Consider the following 15836-nt stretch of genomic DNA (forward strand, 5'->3'; position numbering starts at 1 on the left):
TTGTTCGGGTTGGCGAGGAACACGATCTTGGTGCGTGCGGTGACGCAGGCGAGGATCGCGTCGACCTCGGCGCGCTCGTCACGCTCGCGCGCGACCACCGGCGTCGCCCCGGCGGCGCGGATGTAGATGTCGTAGACGAGGAACCCGTGCTCCGTGTGGATCGCCTCGTCGCCCGGCGACAGGAACGCCTGCGCGAGAAGCCCGAGAAGCTCGTCCGAGCCGTTGCCGCACAGGATGCGCGAGGGCTCCAGCCCATGCACCTCGGCGATCGCCGCCTTGAGGGCGCCGGCCTGGCCGTCGGGGTAGAGTTCGAGATGGGCCGCCACGTCGCGCAGCGCGGCCTGCACGTCGGGCGAGGCGCCGAACGGCGTCTCGTTGGACGAAAGCTTGTGCAGCTTGACACCCGTCGGAGCCTTGCTCTTGCCCGGCACATAGGCCTCGATGTCGAGGACGCCGGGCTTGGGCTGCGGGCGGGCGGGAAGGCTGGTCATGGCGGGTCCTGACGGTCGGCCTGTGGAAGACATGCGCCCGCGCATACTCCCCACCGCCGCGCCTGTCGAGACGAAGCGCAACAATCCGTTGCGCTGCGGGACGGTCGGCGATAGCACGGGCCATGTCGATCATCGCCGATCCCGCCACCGAAGAAACCTTGAGCGCGCGCGAGGCGCGCCAGCCGTCCTCCAAGGTCGCCTTCTTCGGCGAGAACGAGCCGTTGCGCCTCGACGCCGGCCGGACGCTCTCGCCCTTCCACATCGCCTACGAGACCTATGGCGAGCTCAACGCTGACAAATCGAACGCGATCTACGTCTGCCACGCGCTGACGGGCGACCAGTACGCGGCGAGCCCAAACCCGGTGACCGGCAAGCCGGGCTGGTGGTCGACCCTCATCGGTCCGGGCAAGCCGATCGACACCGACCGCTTCTTCGTCGTCTGCTCCAACGTCATCGGCTCCTGCATGGGCTCGACGGGCCCCGCCTCGGTCGACCTCTCGACGGGGCTCCCTTACGCGCTCGACCTGCCGGTGCTGACGATCGGCGACATGGTGCGGGCGCAGGCCATGCTGATGGACCGCCTCGGCATCGACCAGCTCTTCGCCGTGATCGGCGGCTCGATGGGCGGCATGCAGGTCCTCCAGTGGACGGTGGCCTATCCGACCCGTGTCTTCGCGGCGCTGCCGATCGCCACCGGCGCGCGTCATTCCTCGCAGAACATCGCCTTCCACGAGGTCGGGCGGCAGGCGGTGATGGCCGATCCCGACTGGCGCGGCGGGCACTACCTCCAGGCCGGCACGCGCCCGCACAAGGGGCTCGCCGTCGCGCGCATGGCCGCGCACGTCACCTACCTGTCGGAGGCCGCGCTGCACCGCAAGTTCGGCCGCAACCTGCAGGACCGCGAGAAGCTCGGCTTCGGCTTCGAGGCCGACTTCCAGATCGAGAGCTACCTGCGCCACCAGGGCATGACCTTCGTCGACCGGTTCGACGCCAACGCCTATCTTTACCTCACGCGCGCGATGGACTATTTCGACATCGCCGCCGAGCACGGCGGGCGGCTCGCCGAGGCGTTCCGCGGCGCGCGCACGCGCTTCTGCCTCGTGTCCTTCTCGTCGGACTGGCTGTTCCCGACCAGCGAGAGCCGGGCGATCGTCCATGCCCTGAACGCCAACGCCGCCTCGGTCTCCTTCGTCGAGATCGAGACCGACAAGGGCCACGACGCGTTCCTGCTCGACGAGCCGGAGTTCACCGGTGCCGTGCAGGGCTTCGTGTCGGCGGCGGCCAAGGCGAGGGGCCTTCAATGAGCGCCGTGGAGAGCCTGCCGGTGCCGACGACGCCGGGCGTCGCCTTCGAGGATGCCGGCGCGCGCGTCGATCTGCGCATCATCGCCGAACTCGTCGAGCCGGGCACGCGCGTCCTCGACATCGGCTGCGGCGACGGCTCGCTGATGGAGCTGCTGCAGGCGCGGCGCGGCGTCGACGCGCGCGGCATCGAGCTGTCGCAGCCCGGCGTCAACGCCTGCGTGCGGCGCGGCCTGTCGGTGATCCAGGGCGACGCCGACCGCGACCTCGTCCACTATCCCGACGCGGCCTTCGACTATGCTATCCTCTCGCAGACGATCCAGGCGACGGAGAACCCCAAGCTCGTGCTTGCCGAACTCCTGCGGATCGGCCGGCGCGCCATCGTCTCGTTCCCGAACTTCGGCCACTGGTCGGTGCGCTCGTCGCTCTTCTTCAAGGGCCGGATGCCGGTGACGAAGAGCCTGTCCTACTCCTGGTACGACACGCCCAACATCCACTTCTGCACGATCCGCGACTTCGTCGAACTGACGCGCGAGCTCGGCGCCGAGGTGGAGGGCGCGGTCGCCCTCAACTCCGCCGGCGAGCGCATCGGCATGCGCCTGCCCTGGGCGGTATGGAACCTCCTTGGCGCGCAGGGCGTGTTCGTGCTCAGGCGGCGCTGACGCGCCGCCCGGCAGCCGATCGTCAGAGGTTGACCGCCTTCATCCCCGCCTCCGGGTAGCGCTCGCCGGCGGCGGCGCCCGCCGGGAAGGCCTCGTCGATCTCGGCGAGATCGTCGGCGGTGAGCTCGACATGGACGGCTTCCGCGTTCTCCTCGAGATAGCGCATCCGCTTGGTGCCGGGGATCGGCACGATGTCGTCGCCTTGCGCGAGCACCCAAGCGAGCGCGAGCTGCGAGGGGGCGGCGTTCTTCCGCTTGGCGATCGCCTTCACCGTATCGACCAGCTTCAGGTTCCTCCCGAAATTCTCCGGCGAGAAGCGCGGGCTCGATTTGCGGAAGTCGTCGTCCGGCAGATCCTCCGGTTTCTGGAAGCGGCCGGTCAGGAAGCCGCGACCGAGCGGCGAATAGGGCACGAAGCCGATACCGAGTTCACGTAAAGTGGGTAGGATCTCGGCCTCCGGGTCGCGGCTCCAGAGCGAATACTCGGTCTGGAGGGCGGCGATCGGGTGGGTCGCGTGCGCGCGGCGGATCGTGTCGGGCCCGGCCTCCGACAGGCCGAGGAAGCGCACCTTGCCCTCCTCCACGAGGCGGCCCATCTCGCCGACCGTGTCCTCGATCGGAACGTTTGGATCGACGCGGTGCTGGTAGTAGAGGTCGATATGCTCGACACCGAGGCGCTTCAGGCTCGCGTAGCAGGCGCGCCTGAGGTAGTCCGGCCGGCCGTTGATGCCGAGCCGCTCGCCGTTGGCCCCGCGCACATTGCCGAACTTGGTGGCGAGTACGACGCGGTCGCGGCGGCCCTTCAGCGCGCGCCCGACGAGCTCCTCGTTGCGCCCGACGCCGTACATGTCGGCCGTGTCGAGGAAGGTGATGCCGAGGTCGAGCGCCCGGTGGATGACGGACAGCGATTCGCCGTCGTCGCCCGCGCCGTAAAATTCCGACATGCCCATGCAGCCGAGGCCGAGGGCGGAGACCCGAAGGTCGGGGCCGAGTTTGCGCTGTTCCATGGATGCACTCCTGATCGATGGCCGAAGCCGGGAGCTAGGGTGCCTCGGGCGGCTTTTCGAGGTGCAGCGCCGGCCGACCCTGCGGCACCAGCACGGGGCGCATCGCGCGGATGCGGCTGCGCTCGCGGCTGGTGACGGGAATGCCGCGGTAGACGAGCTTGACCGCCTCGATGACGATCGCACCCGCGAAGATCGGCCAGAAGCGGCGCCCGGCGCGGTCCCAGGGGCCGGCGAGGTTGAGGAGCCGCTCGCGGCGGAAGGGCGGAAAGAATAGGGCCTCCGAGAAGCCGGCCGGCGTGAACTGCGTATCGCGCAGGAGGCGGGTCGCCTGCGCACGCGACCAGGGACGGCCGGAGCCGAAGGGCGTATGCTCGAAGCGCGACCACATCCCGCCGCGGCTCGGCAGCACCATCACGAGGCGCCCGCCCGGCGCCAGCACCCGCCAGGCCTCGCCCAGCATCTCCGCCGGGTCCTCGGCGAACTCCAGCGCGTGCACCATCAGGATGCGGTCGACGGCCGCGTCGCCGAGCGGCAGTTCGGCCGGGTGGACGAGGGCGGCGAGCGACGGGCGGCCGAGCGGCCAGTTCACCGCGCCTTGCGCGGCCGGCATGAAGGCGAGCGTGCGCTCGGCCTCGCCGGTCAAGCGGTCAAGATAGGGGGTGACGTAGCCAAGGCCCACGAGGCGCTCGTCGCGGATCGGCTTCCACACCGTGCCGAGCGCCATGGCGAGCGAGCGCACGCAGGCATCGCCGAGCCGCGAGGCGTAGAAATCGCGCAGGTCCACGATGTCGGCGTTCACGGTCGTCATCCGCTCTCCCGGTGCAGGGCTCGCGCCCTACCTAGCGCGAGCGAGGCCAAGGCGCGAGGTTTGCGATGTCAGCGTATCCGATTCGGCAGTTTCCCTGCCGCGAGACCAATTTCGGTCTCCTCCTGCACGACCCGCAGGCGGGAAACACGATCGCGATCGACGCGCCGGAGGAGGGGCCGATCCTCGATGCGCTGGAGCGCGAGGGCTGGCGCCTGACGCATATCCTGACCACTCATCACCACGGCGACCATGTCGCGGCGAACGCGGCGCTGAAGGCGCGGTTCGGGGCCCACGTCATCGGCCCCGAGGCCGAGCGGGACCGCATTCCCGGCATCGACCGGGGCGTGCGCGGCTGCGACCGGTTCGAGATCGGGTCGCTCGGCGTCGAGGTGATCGACACGCCCGGCCACACCGCGGGGCACGTCGCCTACTTCGTCCCGCGCGCCAACGCGCTGTTTGCCGCCGATGCCCTCTTCTCGCTCGGCTGCGGCCGGCTGTTCGAGGGCGATGCGGCGACGATGTGGGAGAGCCTCCAGCGCCTACGCGCGCTGCCGGACGAGACGCTGCTCTATTGCGGGCACGAATACACCGCGACCAACGCGCGCTTTGCGCTCGACGTCGATCCCGGCAACCTTCTCTTGCAGGAGCGGGTGAAGGAGGTCGAGGCGCTGCGGGTGCGGGGCGAGGCGACGCTGCCCGTCGCACTCGGGCGCGAAAAGCGGACCAACCCGTTCCTCAGGGCGGACGATCCGGAGCTCCAAGCCGCCTTCGGCATGGCGGGCGAGGACCCCGTCACCGTCTTCGCGGCGCTCCGCCAGAAGAGGAACGGATATTGAGGGCGCGCGACGTCATCGCGGCGCTGAAGCTCGAGCCCTATCCCGAGGGCGGCTGGTATCGCGAGACGTTCCGCGACACCGCCACGGACGAGACGGGCCGGGCGCGCTCGACCGCGATCTACTTTCTTCTGGACCTCGGCGAGACGTCGGAGTGGCACCGCGTGACGGATGCCGCGGAGACCTGGGCCTGGCATGCCGGCGCGCCGCTCGTCATCACCGTGTCGCCCAACGGGCACGACGCCTCGGCCCAGCGGCTGGGGCCCGGCATCCTCACCGGCGAGGTGCCCCAGTTCACCGTGCCGGCTGGCTGGTGGCAGACGGCGACGAGCCTCGGCGAATGGACGCTCGTCACCTGCACCGTCGCGCCGGGCTTCCGGTTCGAGAGCTTCGAGATGGCGCCGCCCGACTGGCGACCGACGCCGCGCCCGCCGCGCGTCGGATAGCGCGGCGGGCGACGGATCTCAGAACTCCTCCCAGCTGTCCTCGGCGGCGGCAGCCTGGGGGCTCGCCTTGGCCTGAGCGACGATGCGCATCTGCGCCACCGGCCGCGAGGCCGCCGGAACCGGGCGATGCGGCGCGCGCGCGGGTGCGGCCTCGACGGCAAGGCTGCCGGCGCGGGTGCGGAAGCGACGGGTGAGGGCGGCGAGTTGCTCGGTCTCGGCCGAGAGCGCCTGCGCGGCGGCCGTCGTTTCCTCCACCATCGCCGCGTTCTGCTGCGTGACCTTGTCCATCTGGTCGGCGGCGGTCGACACTTCGCGCAGCGCCACTGCCTGCTCGCGGGCCGAACCCGCGATCTGGCCGACGATCCGGTTCATGTCGGCGACCTCGCCCATGATCTGCTCGAGACTGCGACCCGAGGCGGTGACGAGTTCGACGCCCGCCTCGACCTGCGTGCCCGAGGCCGAGATCAGCGTCTTGATCTCCTTGGCGGCCTCGGCCGAGCGCTGGGCGAGCCCGCGTACCTCCTGCGCGACCACCGCGAACCCGCGTCCGGCCTCGCCGGCGCGCGCGGCCTCGACGCCGGCGTTCAGCGCGAGAAGGTTCGTCTGGAAGGCGATCTCGTCGATCACGCCGATGATGCGGCCGATCTTGCCGGACGAATCTTCGATCTCGGCCATGGCGGACATGGCGCGCGCGACGACCGCGCCGCCGGCCTCGGCGTTCTTCTGCGTGGCGGCGGCCGAGCCTTGCGCCTTCGAAGCGCCCTCGGCCGTGCCGTTCACCGCACGCGTCACCTCTCCCAGCGCCGCGACGGTCTCCTCGAGATTGGCGGCCTGCTGCTCGGTGCGATGGGCCAAATCGTTGGACGCGTTGGAGATCTCGCCGAGGCCGAGCCGGATCGTCCCGATCGCGCCGACCACCGCGCCGATCGCCGTCTCCAGCGAATCGACGGAGGCGTTGAAGGTCTGGCGGATGGGTTCGAACTCAGGCGCGACGCCCGCGTCCATGCGCACCGTCAGGTCGCCCGAGGACAGGCGATCGAAGCTCGTCTCGACGAGGTGGACGAAGGCGCGCAGGTCTTCGGCGCGGGCGCTGTCGATCGCCGCCTGACGTTCGCGGGTCGAGGCCTGCGCCACGCGCGAGGCTTCGGCCTCGGCTTCGAGGCGCTCCTTCTCGATCGCGGCGGTCTTGAACACCTGCACCGTCTCGGCCATCGCGCCGATCTCGTCGCGGCGACCGAGCCCCGAGACCTCGACGCTCTTGTCGCCCTCGGCCAGGCGCCGCATGTCGGCGGTGAGGCGGATCACGGGCTTGGAGATCGAGCCGGCGATCGCGAAGGCCGCGCCGCACAGCACGGCGAGGATCGCCGCGCTCCAGCCGGCGGCCTTGTAGAGCGAGGAGCGGAACAGCGTCTCGAGATCGTCGACATAGACGCCGGTGCCGACCGTCCAGTTCCAAGGCGCGAACTGGGTGGTGTAGGAGAGCTTGGGCTGCGCCACGTCTTCGCCGACGCGCGTGCGGTAGTAGCTGGTGAAGCCGCCGCCGTTCGCCGAGTTCGCGATCAACGCCCGGATATGGTAGAGGCCGTTGCTGTCACGCTCGTCCCAGCCGCTCTTCCCTTCGAGCTTGCTGTCGCCGTGGATCACGCGCGTGCCGTCCGGCAGGAAGGCGAAGACATACTCGCCCTTGCCGTAGCGCGCGTTGCGGACGGCTTCGCGCGCGGCGGTCTGCGCCTGCTCCTGCGTCATGCGCCCGGCATCCGCCTCCTCGGCGAAGTGCTTCATCACCGAAACGGCCGCCTCGACCTGCATCTGCAGCATGTGCTCGCGATCGGCCCAGATGGTGGACCGAAGCTCCATAAGCTGGACCGCCATCACGGCGAGACTGCCCATCGCGGCGAGCGCGATGAGCATGGCGAGCTTTCGCGAAATCGTAAGGCGCATTGTGCGGACGCTTCCCCCTTTGATCTTCTTGGAAGGGCAAGATCGCACCGCCGCCTTAATACTCTGTCTGCATTAGTATTGCTTGCGCACGATCGATCCCGTTACGGCTGATCATCCTGGCGTCATGCGAGAAGCAATGGTGGATGCCGCCAACGGGGTCGCGTTGCTTCATGCGGGCTCGGCTGGACGACGCCCCCGGCACGGCGCATAAGCCGGGACGGGCGAGACGAAGGGGAGGGCGAAGCCATGCGCCGTCGGTTCATTCAGTGCGACGTCTTCTCGGACGTTGCGACCCGCGGCAACGGGCTGGCCGTCGTGCTCGACGGCGCGGGGCTGGGCGACGACGCCATGCAGCGGTTCGCCGCCTGGACGAACCTGGCCGAGACGACCTTCCTCCTGCCGCCGACCGACCCGGAGACGGCGGACTACCGCGTGCGCATCTTCACCACCACGGGCGAGCTTCCTTTCGCCGGACACCCGACGCTCGGAAGTTGCGCCGCCTGGCTCCACGCCGGCGGCACCCCGCGCGACCCGGCGCTGGTGCGCCAGGAATGCGCGATCGGCATCGTCGAGATCGATCGAAGCGGAGAAGTTCCGGCCTTCGTGGCGCCGCCGACCCGCATCCAGCCGATGGAGCCCGAGCGGCTCGCCGAGACGCTTGCGGCACTGCGCATCCCGCGCGAAGCCGTCCGCCGGGCCGTCCGGCTCGACAACGGACCGACCTGGGACGCGATCGAACTGGAGAGCGCTGAGGCCGTGCTCGCCGCCGACGCGCGCGGCGCGAGCTTCCCGACCGAACGCCGCATCGGCCTGATCGGCGCCCATGCGCCCGGCGGCGACGCCGACGTCGAGGTTCGCATGATCACCGTCTGGCACGGCATCAAGGAAGACCCGATCACCGGCTCCCTCAACGCGGCGCTGGCCCGCTGGCTGGAAGCCGAGGGACGCCTGCCGGAGCGCTACACGGCTGCGCAGGGTACGGCAATCGGCCGGCTCGGGCGCGTCCACGTCCGTTCGAACGGAGCGGGACGCGTCCTCATCGGGGGCGCCGTGACGATCCTGATCGACGGCACGCTCGAACTGTGAGCGATTGAGGATCGAACGGGAGGACCGTCGATGCATCCCCTGCTTCTCCTTCTCGGCGTCCTCTCGGGTCAGCCGGCTGCCGCGCCGCCTTCCGAGATCACGGGCGCGGTCTCACCGCTCATCCCAAGCCTCTGCCAGCCCCTCGAGGGCGGTGCCGGCGAGGGGGCTCCGCTCCGCTGCTCCGGTCTCGTGGGGACCGACGTCTTCCTGCGCGGGCCGGAGACGGCGCGCGAGGTGGCGCTCGCAAGGCCGGTGGACTTCCTGCCGCCGCCGCCCGCCGGCGGTCGCCTCGGGCGCTCCGTCACCTGGCGGCTCGCGGGCGACCGACCGTTCGCGGCTGTCCTGCGCTACCGCTTCCCGGACGTCGTCGCCGCGGCGCCAGATCTCCTCGTCGTCGTCAAGGCGCCGACGGACGAGGGTCCCGGCTGCGTCGCGGGCGCCGCGGAGGACGTCTCGGTCCCGACGGGGTCGGGCCTCGAGCGGGCCATCGCCTTCGCCGACCGACGCGCGCCGCTGTTTCGCTGCGGCCGCGACACACCGGCCCTTGCGGGCGCCGTGTCGGAGGCGGCGCGTGCGATCCTCTCGACCTGGTTCGGCACCATGCGGCCGGACGGCGGCTGACCGCCCCGGCCGCTTCAGGCCTGCGGGGCTCGGGAAAACGGGGTTTGCATCGAATTCGACGGATTTCCGACGCGTTGCGTTAGCGGGTGCCCGACCATTCTGGCGTCAGATCCATCGGGGAACTCGCCATGTCCGCTTCCGTCCTGTCGGCCAACCCGTCCCGTCGCCGTCCGCGCTCGGCCGCCACACCGGCCCCCGAGGCGCTGAAACCCGCGCGCGGCATCATGCTAGGTCTCGGCCTCTCCGCCGTGATCTGGACCGGCATCGGCGCGCTGATCTTCGGCTGACGGCCGCCCTAGCGAAGGGCCGGTGTCGGCGTCGGCACCCGGCCCGACGACGCCTGCGTCGGTAGCGCCGCCGCTTCGACAAGTGTATCGGGCGCGGCAAGTTGGGGAACGGTCGGGCTCGCCAGTTCGGCCGTTCGAGCGACCGGCGTGGGCTCGCTCGCGGGCTCCACCAGCACGACCTCGACGAGGTCGCCGGGCTGCAGCACCGTGCCGGCCTCGACCGCCTGCCGAGTCGAGGCACCGTCGGTCGCGCGGGTGACGAAATAGCGGATCGCCTGCGGCTCGTCGCCGACGCCCGAGACGATGCGCGCCTTCTCGCGCAGGCCCTCGATGCGGGCCGTCGCCTGGCTCACCCCGGCCGACGCGACCTGGAGCGCGGCGAGATTTTCCATCCGCGCCGTGTCGTCGAGCTTCACGAGTTCACGCTGGAGGTCGGTCACGTCGCGCTCGACCTCGCTGATCGCCGACAGCGTGTCGAGCGACCGCGTCGAGACGAGGAGGGCGCCGCGCTGGGCCGCGCGCAGCCGGTCGATCGGTGTCAGTCCCTTCTGCAGCAGCTCCTCGACGCGCTTGATCTCGTCGTCGTAGTTGCGCGTCTCGTCCTCGAGATTGCGCTGCGTCTGCTGGAGAAAGCCCAGGCGCGAGACGGACCCGGCAACACTCGTCCTGAGATTATCGCGCGTCTTTTCGCGGTCGTCGCGGCGGGCGGCCAGCTGCTCGCGCACCAGCGACCGGAACCGGTCCGCCAACCCCGGCTCGACGCCGTCCGCAGGGATCGAGGCAAGGTCCGGCTCGCCCGGCCCCGCCAGTTCCGCCTCCAGCCGCGCCACCTGAAGGCGCGCCTGGAACAGCGCGGAGAACGCTTCGGTCTCCTCCTCGCCGAGCGCCGCGCGATCCAGTGAATGGTCCTGCCGCGAGCGCGAGACGCTCGGGCCGCCGACGACCGCCACGACCTGCGCCACCGTGAGGCCCGCGCGGAACGGCTGGGCGCTCGGGGTCAGGACGTCGCCCGACACGTAGACCGGGCGGAACTCGCCGACGTCGAGGAGGACGCCCTCCGGGTAGATCACGCTCCAGACGGCGGCGCCCTGCGCGTCGACGCCGGCGGGATAGGACACGGTCCGTAGGCGCTGCGCGACGCTCTCGCGCAAGGCCTCGATCGTCAGACCGGCGGCGGGAAAGCGGCCGCCGAGCGGGATGCTGATCGTGCCGTCCTGGTCGATCATGATCTTGCGCGCCACGGGAAGCGTCCCGAGGATCGAGAAGTCGATCGTATCGCCGACCTGAAGCCTGTAGGGCTCGACGGCCTTCGCGGGGGGGGCGGCGGCAGCGATCAGACTTGCGAGAACGGCGGCACCGAGGACGGACGGGCGGCAGGCGATCCGAGGCATGCGCAGTATCCTCTGTCCGTTAGGCGGCAACGTCTTCATCTTTGCCGTTTCTACGGGAGTCCCGTCAAGGACGATGCTGCACCGCGTCATTGTGCGCCACGATCGTGGTCCGGCGAGTGCTGCGTTGCGCGAGGCCGGCGCACGCGTTAGGCCAGACGCGAATGCGAGCCGACGGACGGCCGCGCCGCAGGGATGCATGCCGATGATCGTCGTTGCCGGGATCTTGAGACTGACGCCCGAGGGCCTTGCCGCCGTTCGCGAGGTCGCGCGCGCGACCGTCGCGACGACCAACGCCGAGGCCGGCTGCATCGTCTACGCCTTCGCCGAGGACCTCCGCGAGCCCGGCCTCATCCGCATCTACGAGGAATGGGAAAGCCGCGAGGCGCTCGACGCCCACGGCAAGGCGCCGCACATGACCGTGTGGCGCGATGCGCTGAAGACCGTCGAGGTCCGGGAGCTGCAGCTGAAGCTGATCGAAACGGCCTCGGTCGAGCCTTTCGCCTGATCCGAGCGATGCCGTTTCACGCCAGCGTCCTGACGCTCTATCCCGAGATGTTTCCCGGCCCCTTGGGCGTTTCGCTCGCCGGCCGCGCGCTGGAGCGCGGCGACTGGCGGCTGGAGGCGCGCCAGATCCGCGACCACGGGATCGGGCGGCATCGCACGGTGGACGACACGCCGGCCGGCGGCTCGCCCGGCATGGTGCTGCGGCCCGACGTTCTCGCCGATGCGATCGACGCGGCGTCGCCGACGGGCGACGGGCGGCCTCGCTTCCTGATGAGCCCGCGCGGGCGACCGCTCGACCAGGCGCGCGTTCGCGAGATCGCCGCGGGGCCGGGCGCCGTGATCGTCTGCGGCCGGTTCGAGGGCGTCGACGAGCGCGTCATCGAGGCGCGGGCGCTCGAGGAGGTCTCGATCGGCGACTACATCCTCTCCGGCGGGGAGATGGCGGCGCTGGTGCTTCTCGACGCGGTGGTCCGGCTCCTGCCCGGCGTGATGGGCAACGCCCAATCCGGCCAGACGGAGAGCTTCGAGGATGGGCTTCTGGAGCACCCCCACTACACCCGCCCCGCGGTGTGGGAGGGGCGGGAGATCCCAGCTGTGCTGACTTCGGGCCATCATGGCGCGGTGGCGCGCTGGCGCCGCGAAGCGGCCGAGCGGCTGACGGCAGAGCGCCGGCCGGACCTCTGGGCCCGGCGTCCAACGACATCATCCTGAACGCGAGTTTAGGCGACAGGCGCGGCGAGATTCGTTAACCTCGTCGCAACCAGCATGCAGCGAAGGGCTTCATCCATGACGGGATCGCTGGAACTTGCCGCCCTCCTCCGGCGCGCCGCGGCGAAGGCCTATGTGGAATGCCCGGACGTCCTCCGCCCGGCGCGGGGCCTTGCCGTCGGGCTGGCGCTGTCGGCGATCCTGTGGCTCGCCGTCGTCAACATCGCGATGCTGGTCTAGGACACTTTCCGACCGGGCCGATCGTCGCGTCGCCCATCGCGCGACCGCCGCGAGGCGCCATCTCTGTTCGCCCACGACGAGGCGCTAGTCGGCGCCCGCATCGAGAAAACCCGCCCGGTCGAGATAGGCGACGACCTCGTCCGCGAGTTCGTCGGCGGAGCGGCGATGGGTCTCGAGGTGCAGTTCCGGCGCGGCCGGCGGCTCGTAGGGACTGTCGATGCCGGTGAAGTTCGGGATCCGGCCGGCGCGCGCCTGGGCGTACAGGCCCTTCGGATCGCGGGCCTCCACGACGCCGAGCGGCGCATCGACGAACACCTCGACGAATTCGCCCTCGGTGAGGAGATCGCGCGCCAACTGCCGCTCGGCCCGGAAGGGCGAGATGAACGAGGCGAGCGTGATCAGCCCGGCGTCCACCATGAGCTTGGCCGTCTCGGCGACGCGCCGGATGTTCTCCACCCGGTCGGCCGCGGTGAAGCCGAGGTCGCGGTTCAACCCGTGGCGTACGTTGTCGCCGTCGAGGAGATAGGTGTGGTGGCCGAGCGCGAAGAGGCGCTTCTCCACGAGGTTGGCGATGGTCGACTTGCCGGCGCCGGACAGGCCGGTGAACCAGAGGAGCGCCGGGCGCTGGGCCTTGGCGGCGGCGCGCGCAGCCTTGGTCACGTCGACCGCCTGCCGGTGGATGTTGGCGGCACGCCGCAGGGCGAAGTCGATCGTGCCGACACCCATCGCGTGGCCGCTCGCCGTATCCACGACGGTGAAGGTTCCGAGCGCCCGGTCGCGCGCGAACGGCTCGAAGGCCACGGGCTGCGCGAGCGACAGGTTCACCCGACCGCGGTCGCCCACGCGCAGCGTTCCCGCCGCGACCGGCGGCGCGTCGTCGCCGGCGATCCGGTGCTTGATGCGCGTCACGCTGCCTGGCACCTGCCGCGTGCCGATCTCGATGCGATAGGCGCGGCCGGGCAGGAGCGGCTCGGGCCCGATCCAGAGGAGATCGGCGGCGAACTGGTCGCAGGTCTCCGGCCGGTCGCCCGCTGCGGCGAGAACGTCGCCCGCCGCCGTGCCGACCGGCGCCTCCAGTCGGAGCGTCACGGTTTCACCGGCCGCAGCCTGCGCCCGGTCCTCGCCGTCGACGTCCATGGCAGCGATCTGGCTGGCGCGCCCGGTCTCGACCGAAGCGATCCGGTCGGCGATGCGCACCGTACCGGCGATCACGATGCCGGAAACCGCTTGCGGGGACGGGGCATCCGAGACCAGGAGGCGAAACGGCGCATCGGCTGCTGGGCCGATCGCCGACGCGCCGGACAACTCATCACCGAGCGTCGACCACAGATCGCGCGCGGACTCGATCGAGGCGGGCGCGAAGAGATCGAGGGTTCGCGCGATGTGCGTAAGGTCCTCGCGGAGATCCGGCGACGACTCGCCATCCACGGCGAGGAAGACATTGTGGAGGCCGGCGAGGCGCACGACCTGAAGCATGCGCCGCAGGGCGTCGTCGACGCTGCGATCCGTGTCGACCACCACGACCGCCGCGTCGCACCGGGCAGCGGCGAGTGCGAGGGCGCCGACGTCCTCGTGGCCCCTCCGATCGACGACTGCCAGCGGCTGGCCGCCGGCCGGCTCGAACGGACGGTCGGGCATGGTCCCCGCAGCGGAGCCGCAGAGGAGGAGGCGGAGCGGGGCGGGTGCGCCGAAATCGTGTGGGGCCATGCGACGGGTCTCCCGAAGGCTGGGTCGGCGGTTCACGGAGCGGGGGATGCGACGTCCGTGCAGGCGCGCGGCAGGATGGCGGGGTTGCCGAAGGCGAGGAAATTCGGATTGGCGAAGTCGGTGTCGTGCGCCTGCTGCCGCTTGCCGTAGCGCAGCGGCTGGCCGTCGCAGGTCGTCACGCATCCGCCCGCCGCCCGCAAGATGGCGTCCCCCGCCGCCGTATCCCATTCCATCGTTCGGCCGAAGCGGGGGTAGAAGTCCGCTTCGCCCGCCGCCAGCATGCAGAACTTCAGCGACGAGCCGCAGGCGGCAAAACCGGCGACGGCGAGCCGTTCGAGGAAGAACGCGGTCTCGGCGGAACCGTGGCTGCGCGAGCCGACGACGGTGAGCGGGCCGGGCGCCGCGCGCACCCGCATCGCATGGCGCGCGTCCGCGCCCTCGCGGCGCCAGGCGCCGGCCGGGCCGCCGGCGAAGAGGCGCCCGAGCGCCGGGGCGTAGACGACGCCGAGGACCGGTGCGCCGTTCTCGATCAGGGCGATGTTGACGGTGAACTCGCCGTTGCCGGAGATGAACTCGCGCGTCCCGTCGAGCGGGTCGACCAGGAAGAACCGGGCGCTGGCCTCCGGGCACCGCCCGGCCGCCGCTTCCTCTTCCGCCACCACGGGAATGTCCGGCGCGATGCGCGCCAGTCCTTCGAGGATGATCGCTTCGGCCTCGCCGTCGGCCTGCGTCACCGGCGAGCCGTCGCCCTTCGTCACCACCGCGACGTCCGGCCGATAGTGCCGCAGGATGCAGGCGCCGGCCTCGAGCGCGAGAGCGCAGAGCGGCTCGAGAAGCGCGTCGTGATCGAACGGGAAGCCATCGGGCGAGGGGCTGGGGGACGGGTGCGTCATGCCCGCAGTCCTTCGCATGAAGTTCGGGTTCGAGAAAGCCGGCGGACGGCAACAAAAAAGGGAAGGCCGCGAGGACCTTCCCTTTCCGTGCATTCCGCGTTCGGCGTCTGCGGTCAGCAGCTGCCTTCGCGCTTCATCACGACCTTCACGGTCTTGATGAGGATCTGGATATCGAGCCACAGCGACCAGTGGCGAACGTAGTAGGTGTCGAACTTGACGCGCGAAGCGTAGCTCGTGTTCGACCGGCCGTTGACCTGCCACATGCCGGTGACGCCCGGACGGGTGCGCTTGTACGCTTCGAAGCGGTGCGTGTAGCGGTGCACCTCCTCGTCGACGATCGGGCGCGGGCCGATCAGGCTCATCTCGCCGCGCAGCACGTTGAAGAGCTGCGGCAGCTCGTCGAGGCTGGTCTCGCGCAGGAAGCGGCCGAGGCGCGTGACGCGCGGGTCGTTGCGCAGCTTCTGCGTGGCCTCCCACTCGGCGCGCGCGGCCGGGTCGGTCTGCAGCAGGCGCTGCAGGAGCTCGGCCGAGTTGGTGGCCATCGAGCGGAACTTGTAGCAGCGGAAGTGGCGGCCGTCGAAGCCGACCCGCTTGTGGCCGAAGAAGACCGGGCCGGGATCGCTGATCTTCATCGCGGCGATGATGATCAGCATCAAGGGGCTGAGAACGAGGAGGGCGCCAAGGGTCAGCGTGAGGTCGACAGCCCGCTTCAGCGACCCGCCGACCGGGCGGGAAAGATCGACCGCTGCAGGTTGTCGGGTGACGTCGCTGGTGGTGGTCGCCAACGTGGTGATCTTTGCCATCGGATTCCCGTCGGGTTCTTAAAAGAACGGTAAGCATCTTATAGAGGAGTTGAGGCTTCCCGGCAACGCTTCCTTCGCACCTGCACAGTGCAGGGCGGCCCTGCGCTG

At 70.6% G+C, this 15836-nt stretch carries 18 protein-coding genes; 10 read left to right on the forward strand and 8 right to left on the reverse strand.

All coding sequences use genetic code 11. The features are described 5' to 3' along the window. Positions 1 to 491: aminotransferase class I/II-fold pyridoxal phosphate-dependent enzyme (locus QZ753_RS06675; protein ID WP_294642120.1), on the reverse strand; the 491-nt coding region annotated here is incomplete at its 3' end. 122 nt (positions 492 to 613) lie between these two features. On the opposite strand from QZ753_RS06675, the gene QZ753_RS06680 reads away from it, so the two are divergent. Together QZ753_RS06680 and metW are read left to right on the forward strand one after the other, a co-directional pair. Continuing rightward, positions 614 to 1795 carry a homoserine O-acetyltransferase gene (locus QZ753_RS06680; protein WP_294642122.1) on the forward strand — a complete coding sequence of 394 codons (1182 nt, stop codon included), beginning with the start codon at positions 614 to 616 and terminating at the stop codon, positions 1793 to 1795. Further along, positions 1792 to 2454, forward strand: a complete 663-nt coding sequence (metW, locus tag QZ753_RS06685) for a methionine biosynthesis protein MetW (RefSeq protein ID WP_294642124.1) — start codon at positions 1792 to 1794, stop codon at positions 2452 to 2454. The genes QZ753_RS06680 and metW overlap by 4 nt, the downstream gene beginning before the upstream one ends. 22 nt (positions 2455 to 2476) lie before the next feature. Here the strand turns inward: metW and QZ753_RS06690 are convergent, their stop codons facing one another. Both QZ753_RS06690 and QZ753_RS06695 read right to left on the reverse strand, forming a co-directional pair. After that, positions 2477 to 3460, reverse strand: coding sequence for an aldo/keto reductase (locus QZ753_RS06690; protein WP_294642126.1), 984 nt, complete (start codon positions 3458 to 3460; stop codon positions 2477 to 2479). A 34-nt stretch (positions 3461 to 3494) separates the two neighbouring features. Next, a complete protein-coding gene (locus QZ753_RS06695) occupies positions 3495 to 4259 on the reverse strand; it encodes a methyltransferase domain-containing protein (RefSeq protein ID WP_294642154.1) in 765 nt (254 codons plus the stop codon). Between the two features lie 74 nt (positions 4260 to 4333). Between QZ753_RS06695 and gloB the strand changes: the two genes are divergently transcribed. Both gloB and QZ753_RS06705 read left to right on the forward strand, forming a co-directional pair. After that, positions 4334 to 5104, forward strand: a complete 771-nt coding sequence (gene gloB, locus QZ753_RS06700) for a hydroxyacylglutathione hydrolase (protein WP_294642128.1) — start codon at positions 4334 to 4336, stop codon at positions 5102 to 5104. Next, positions 5101 to 5547 carry a cupin domain-containing protein gene (locus tag QZ753_RS06705; RefSeq protein ID WP_294642130.1) on the forward strand — a complete coding sequence of 149 codons (447 nt, stop codon included), beginning with the start codon at positions 5101 to 5103 and terminating at the stop codon, positions 5545 to 5547. The genes gloB and QZ753_RS06705 overlap by 4 nt, the downstream gene beginning before the upstream one ends. A gap of 18 nt (positions 5548 to 5565) precedes the next feature. Here the strand turns inward: QZ753_RS06705 and QZ753_RS06710 are convergent, their stop codons facing one another. Beyond that, positions 5566 to 7488 carry a methyl-accepting chemotaxis protein gene (locus QZ753_RS06710; RefSeq protein ID WP_294642132.1) on the reverse strand — a complete coding sequence of 641 codons (1923 nt, stop codon included), beginning with the start codon at positions 7486 to 7488 and terminating at the stop codon, positions 5566 to 5568. Between the two features lie 246 nt (positions 7489 to 7734). On the opposite strand from QZ753_RS06710, the gene QZ753_RS06715 reads away from it, so the two are divergent. The 3 genes from QZ753_RS06715 to QZ753_RS06725 all read left to right on the forward strand — a co-directional run bounded on the left by QZ753_RS06715 (position 7735) and on the right by QZ753_RS06725 (position 9482). After that, positions 7735 to 8574, forward strand: coding sequence for a PhzF family phenazine biosynthesis protein (locus QZ753_RS06715; RefSeq protein WP_294642134.1), 840 nt, complete (start codon positions 7735 to 7737; stop codon positions 8572 to 8574). Positions 8575 to 8604: 30 nt separating this feature from the next. Continuing rightward, positions 8605 to 9195: a hypothetical protein gene (locus tag QZ753_RS06720; RefSeq protein ID WP_294642136.1), complete on the forward strand. Its 591-nt coding sequence runs from the start codon at positions 8605 to 8607 to the stop codon at positions 9193 to 9195. A gap of 128 nt (positions 9196 to 9323) precedes the next feature. After that, positions 9324 to 9482: a hypothetical protein gene (locus tag QZ753_RS06725; RefSeq protein WP_294642138.1), complete on the forward strand. Its 159-nt coding sequence runs from the start codon at positions 9324 to 9326 to the stop codon at positions 9480 to 9482. An 8-nt stretch (positions 9483 to 9490) separates the two neighbouring features. Here QZ753_RS06725 and QZ753_RS06730 read toward each other — a convergent pair whose 3' ends face one another. Beyond that, positions 9491 to 10873 carry a polysaccharide biosynthesis/export family protein gene (locus QZ753_RS06730; protein WP_294642140.1) on the reverse strand — a complete coding sequence of 461 codons (1383 nt, stop codon included), beginning with the start codon at positions 10871 to 10873 and terminating at the stop codon, positions 9491 to 9493. A gap of 202 nt (positions 10874 to 11075) precedes the next feature. Between QZ753_RS06730 and QZ753_RS06735 the strand changes: the two genes are divergently transcribed. The 3 genes from QZ753_RS06735 to QZ753_RS06745 all read left to right on the forward strand — a co-directional run bounded on the left by QZ753_RS06735 (position 11076) and on the right by QZ753_RS06745 (position 12325). Continuing rightward, positions 11076 to 11378 (forward strand): putative quinol monooxygenase, encoded by a 303-nt coding sequence (locus QZ753_RS06735; protein WP_294642142.1) that lies wholly within the window; start codon positions 11076 to 11078, stop codon positions 11376 to 11378. An 8-nt stretch (positions 11379 to 11386) separates the two neighbouring features. Next, complete coding sequence (gene trmD, locus QZ753_RS06740; RefSeq protein WP_294642144.1) at positions 11387 to 12088, forward strand: tRNA (guanosine(37)-N1)-methyltransferase TrmD; 702 nt, start codon at positions 11387 to 11389, stop codon at positions 12086 to 12088. Positions 12089 to 12163: 75 nt separating this feature from the next. Next, positions 12164 to 12325 (forward strand): hypothetical protein, encoded by a 162-nt coding sequence (locus tag QZ753_RS06745; RefSeq protein WP_175526828.1) that lies wholly within the window; start codon positions 12164 to 12166, stop codon positions 12323 to 12325. Positions 12326 to 12409: 84 nt separating this feature from the next. Here QZ753_RS06745 and cysC read toward each other — a convergent pair whose 3' ends face one another. From cysC to QZ753_RS06760, 3 genes are all read right to left on the reverse strand, one after another. Continuing rightward, positions 12410 to 14032, reverse strand: a complete 1623-nt coding sequence (gene cysC, locus QZ753_RS06750) for an adenylyl-sulfate kinase (RefSeq protein WP_294642148.1) — start codon at positions 14030 to 14032, stop codon at positions 12410 to 12412. 32 nt (positions 14033 to 14064) lie between these two features. Beyond that, a complete protein-coding gene (gene cysQ, locus QZ753_RS06755) occupies positions 14065 to 14925 on the reverse strand; it encodes a 3'(2'),5'-bisphosphate nucleotidase CysQ (protein ID WP_294642150.1) in 861 nt (286 codons plus the stop codon). A 113-nt stretch (positions 14926 to 15038) separates the two neighbouring features. Further along, positions 15039 to 15728 (reverse strand): exopolysaccharide biosynthesis polyprenyl glycosylphosphotransferase, encoded by a 690-nt coding sequence (locus QZ753_RS06760; protein WP_294642152.1) that lies wholly within the window; start codon positions 15726 to 15728, stop codon positions 15039 to 15041. Positions 15729 to 15836 lie beyond the last annotated feature (108 nt).

The sequence above is a fragment of the uncultured Aureimonas sp. genome (assembly GCF_913775355.1).
Taxonomy (GTDB): Bacteria; Pseudomonadota; Alphaproteobacteria; order Rhizobiales; family Rhizobiaceae; genus Aureimonas.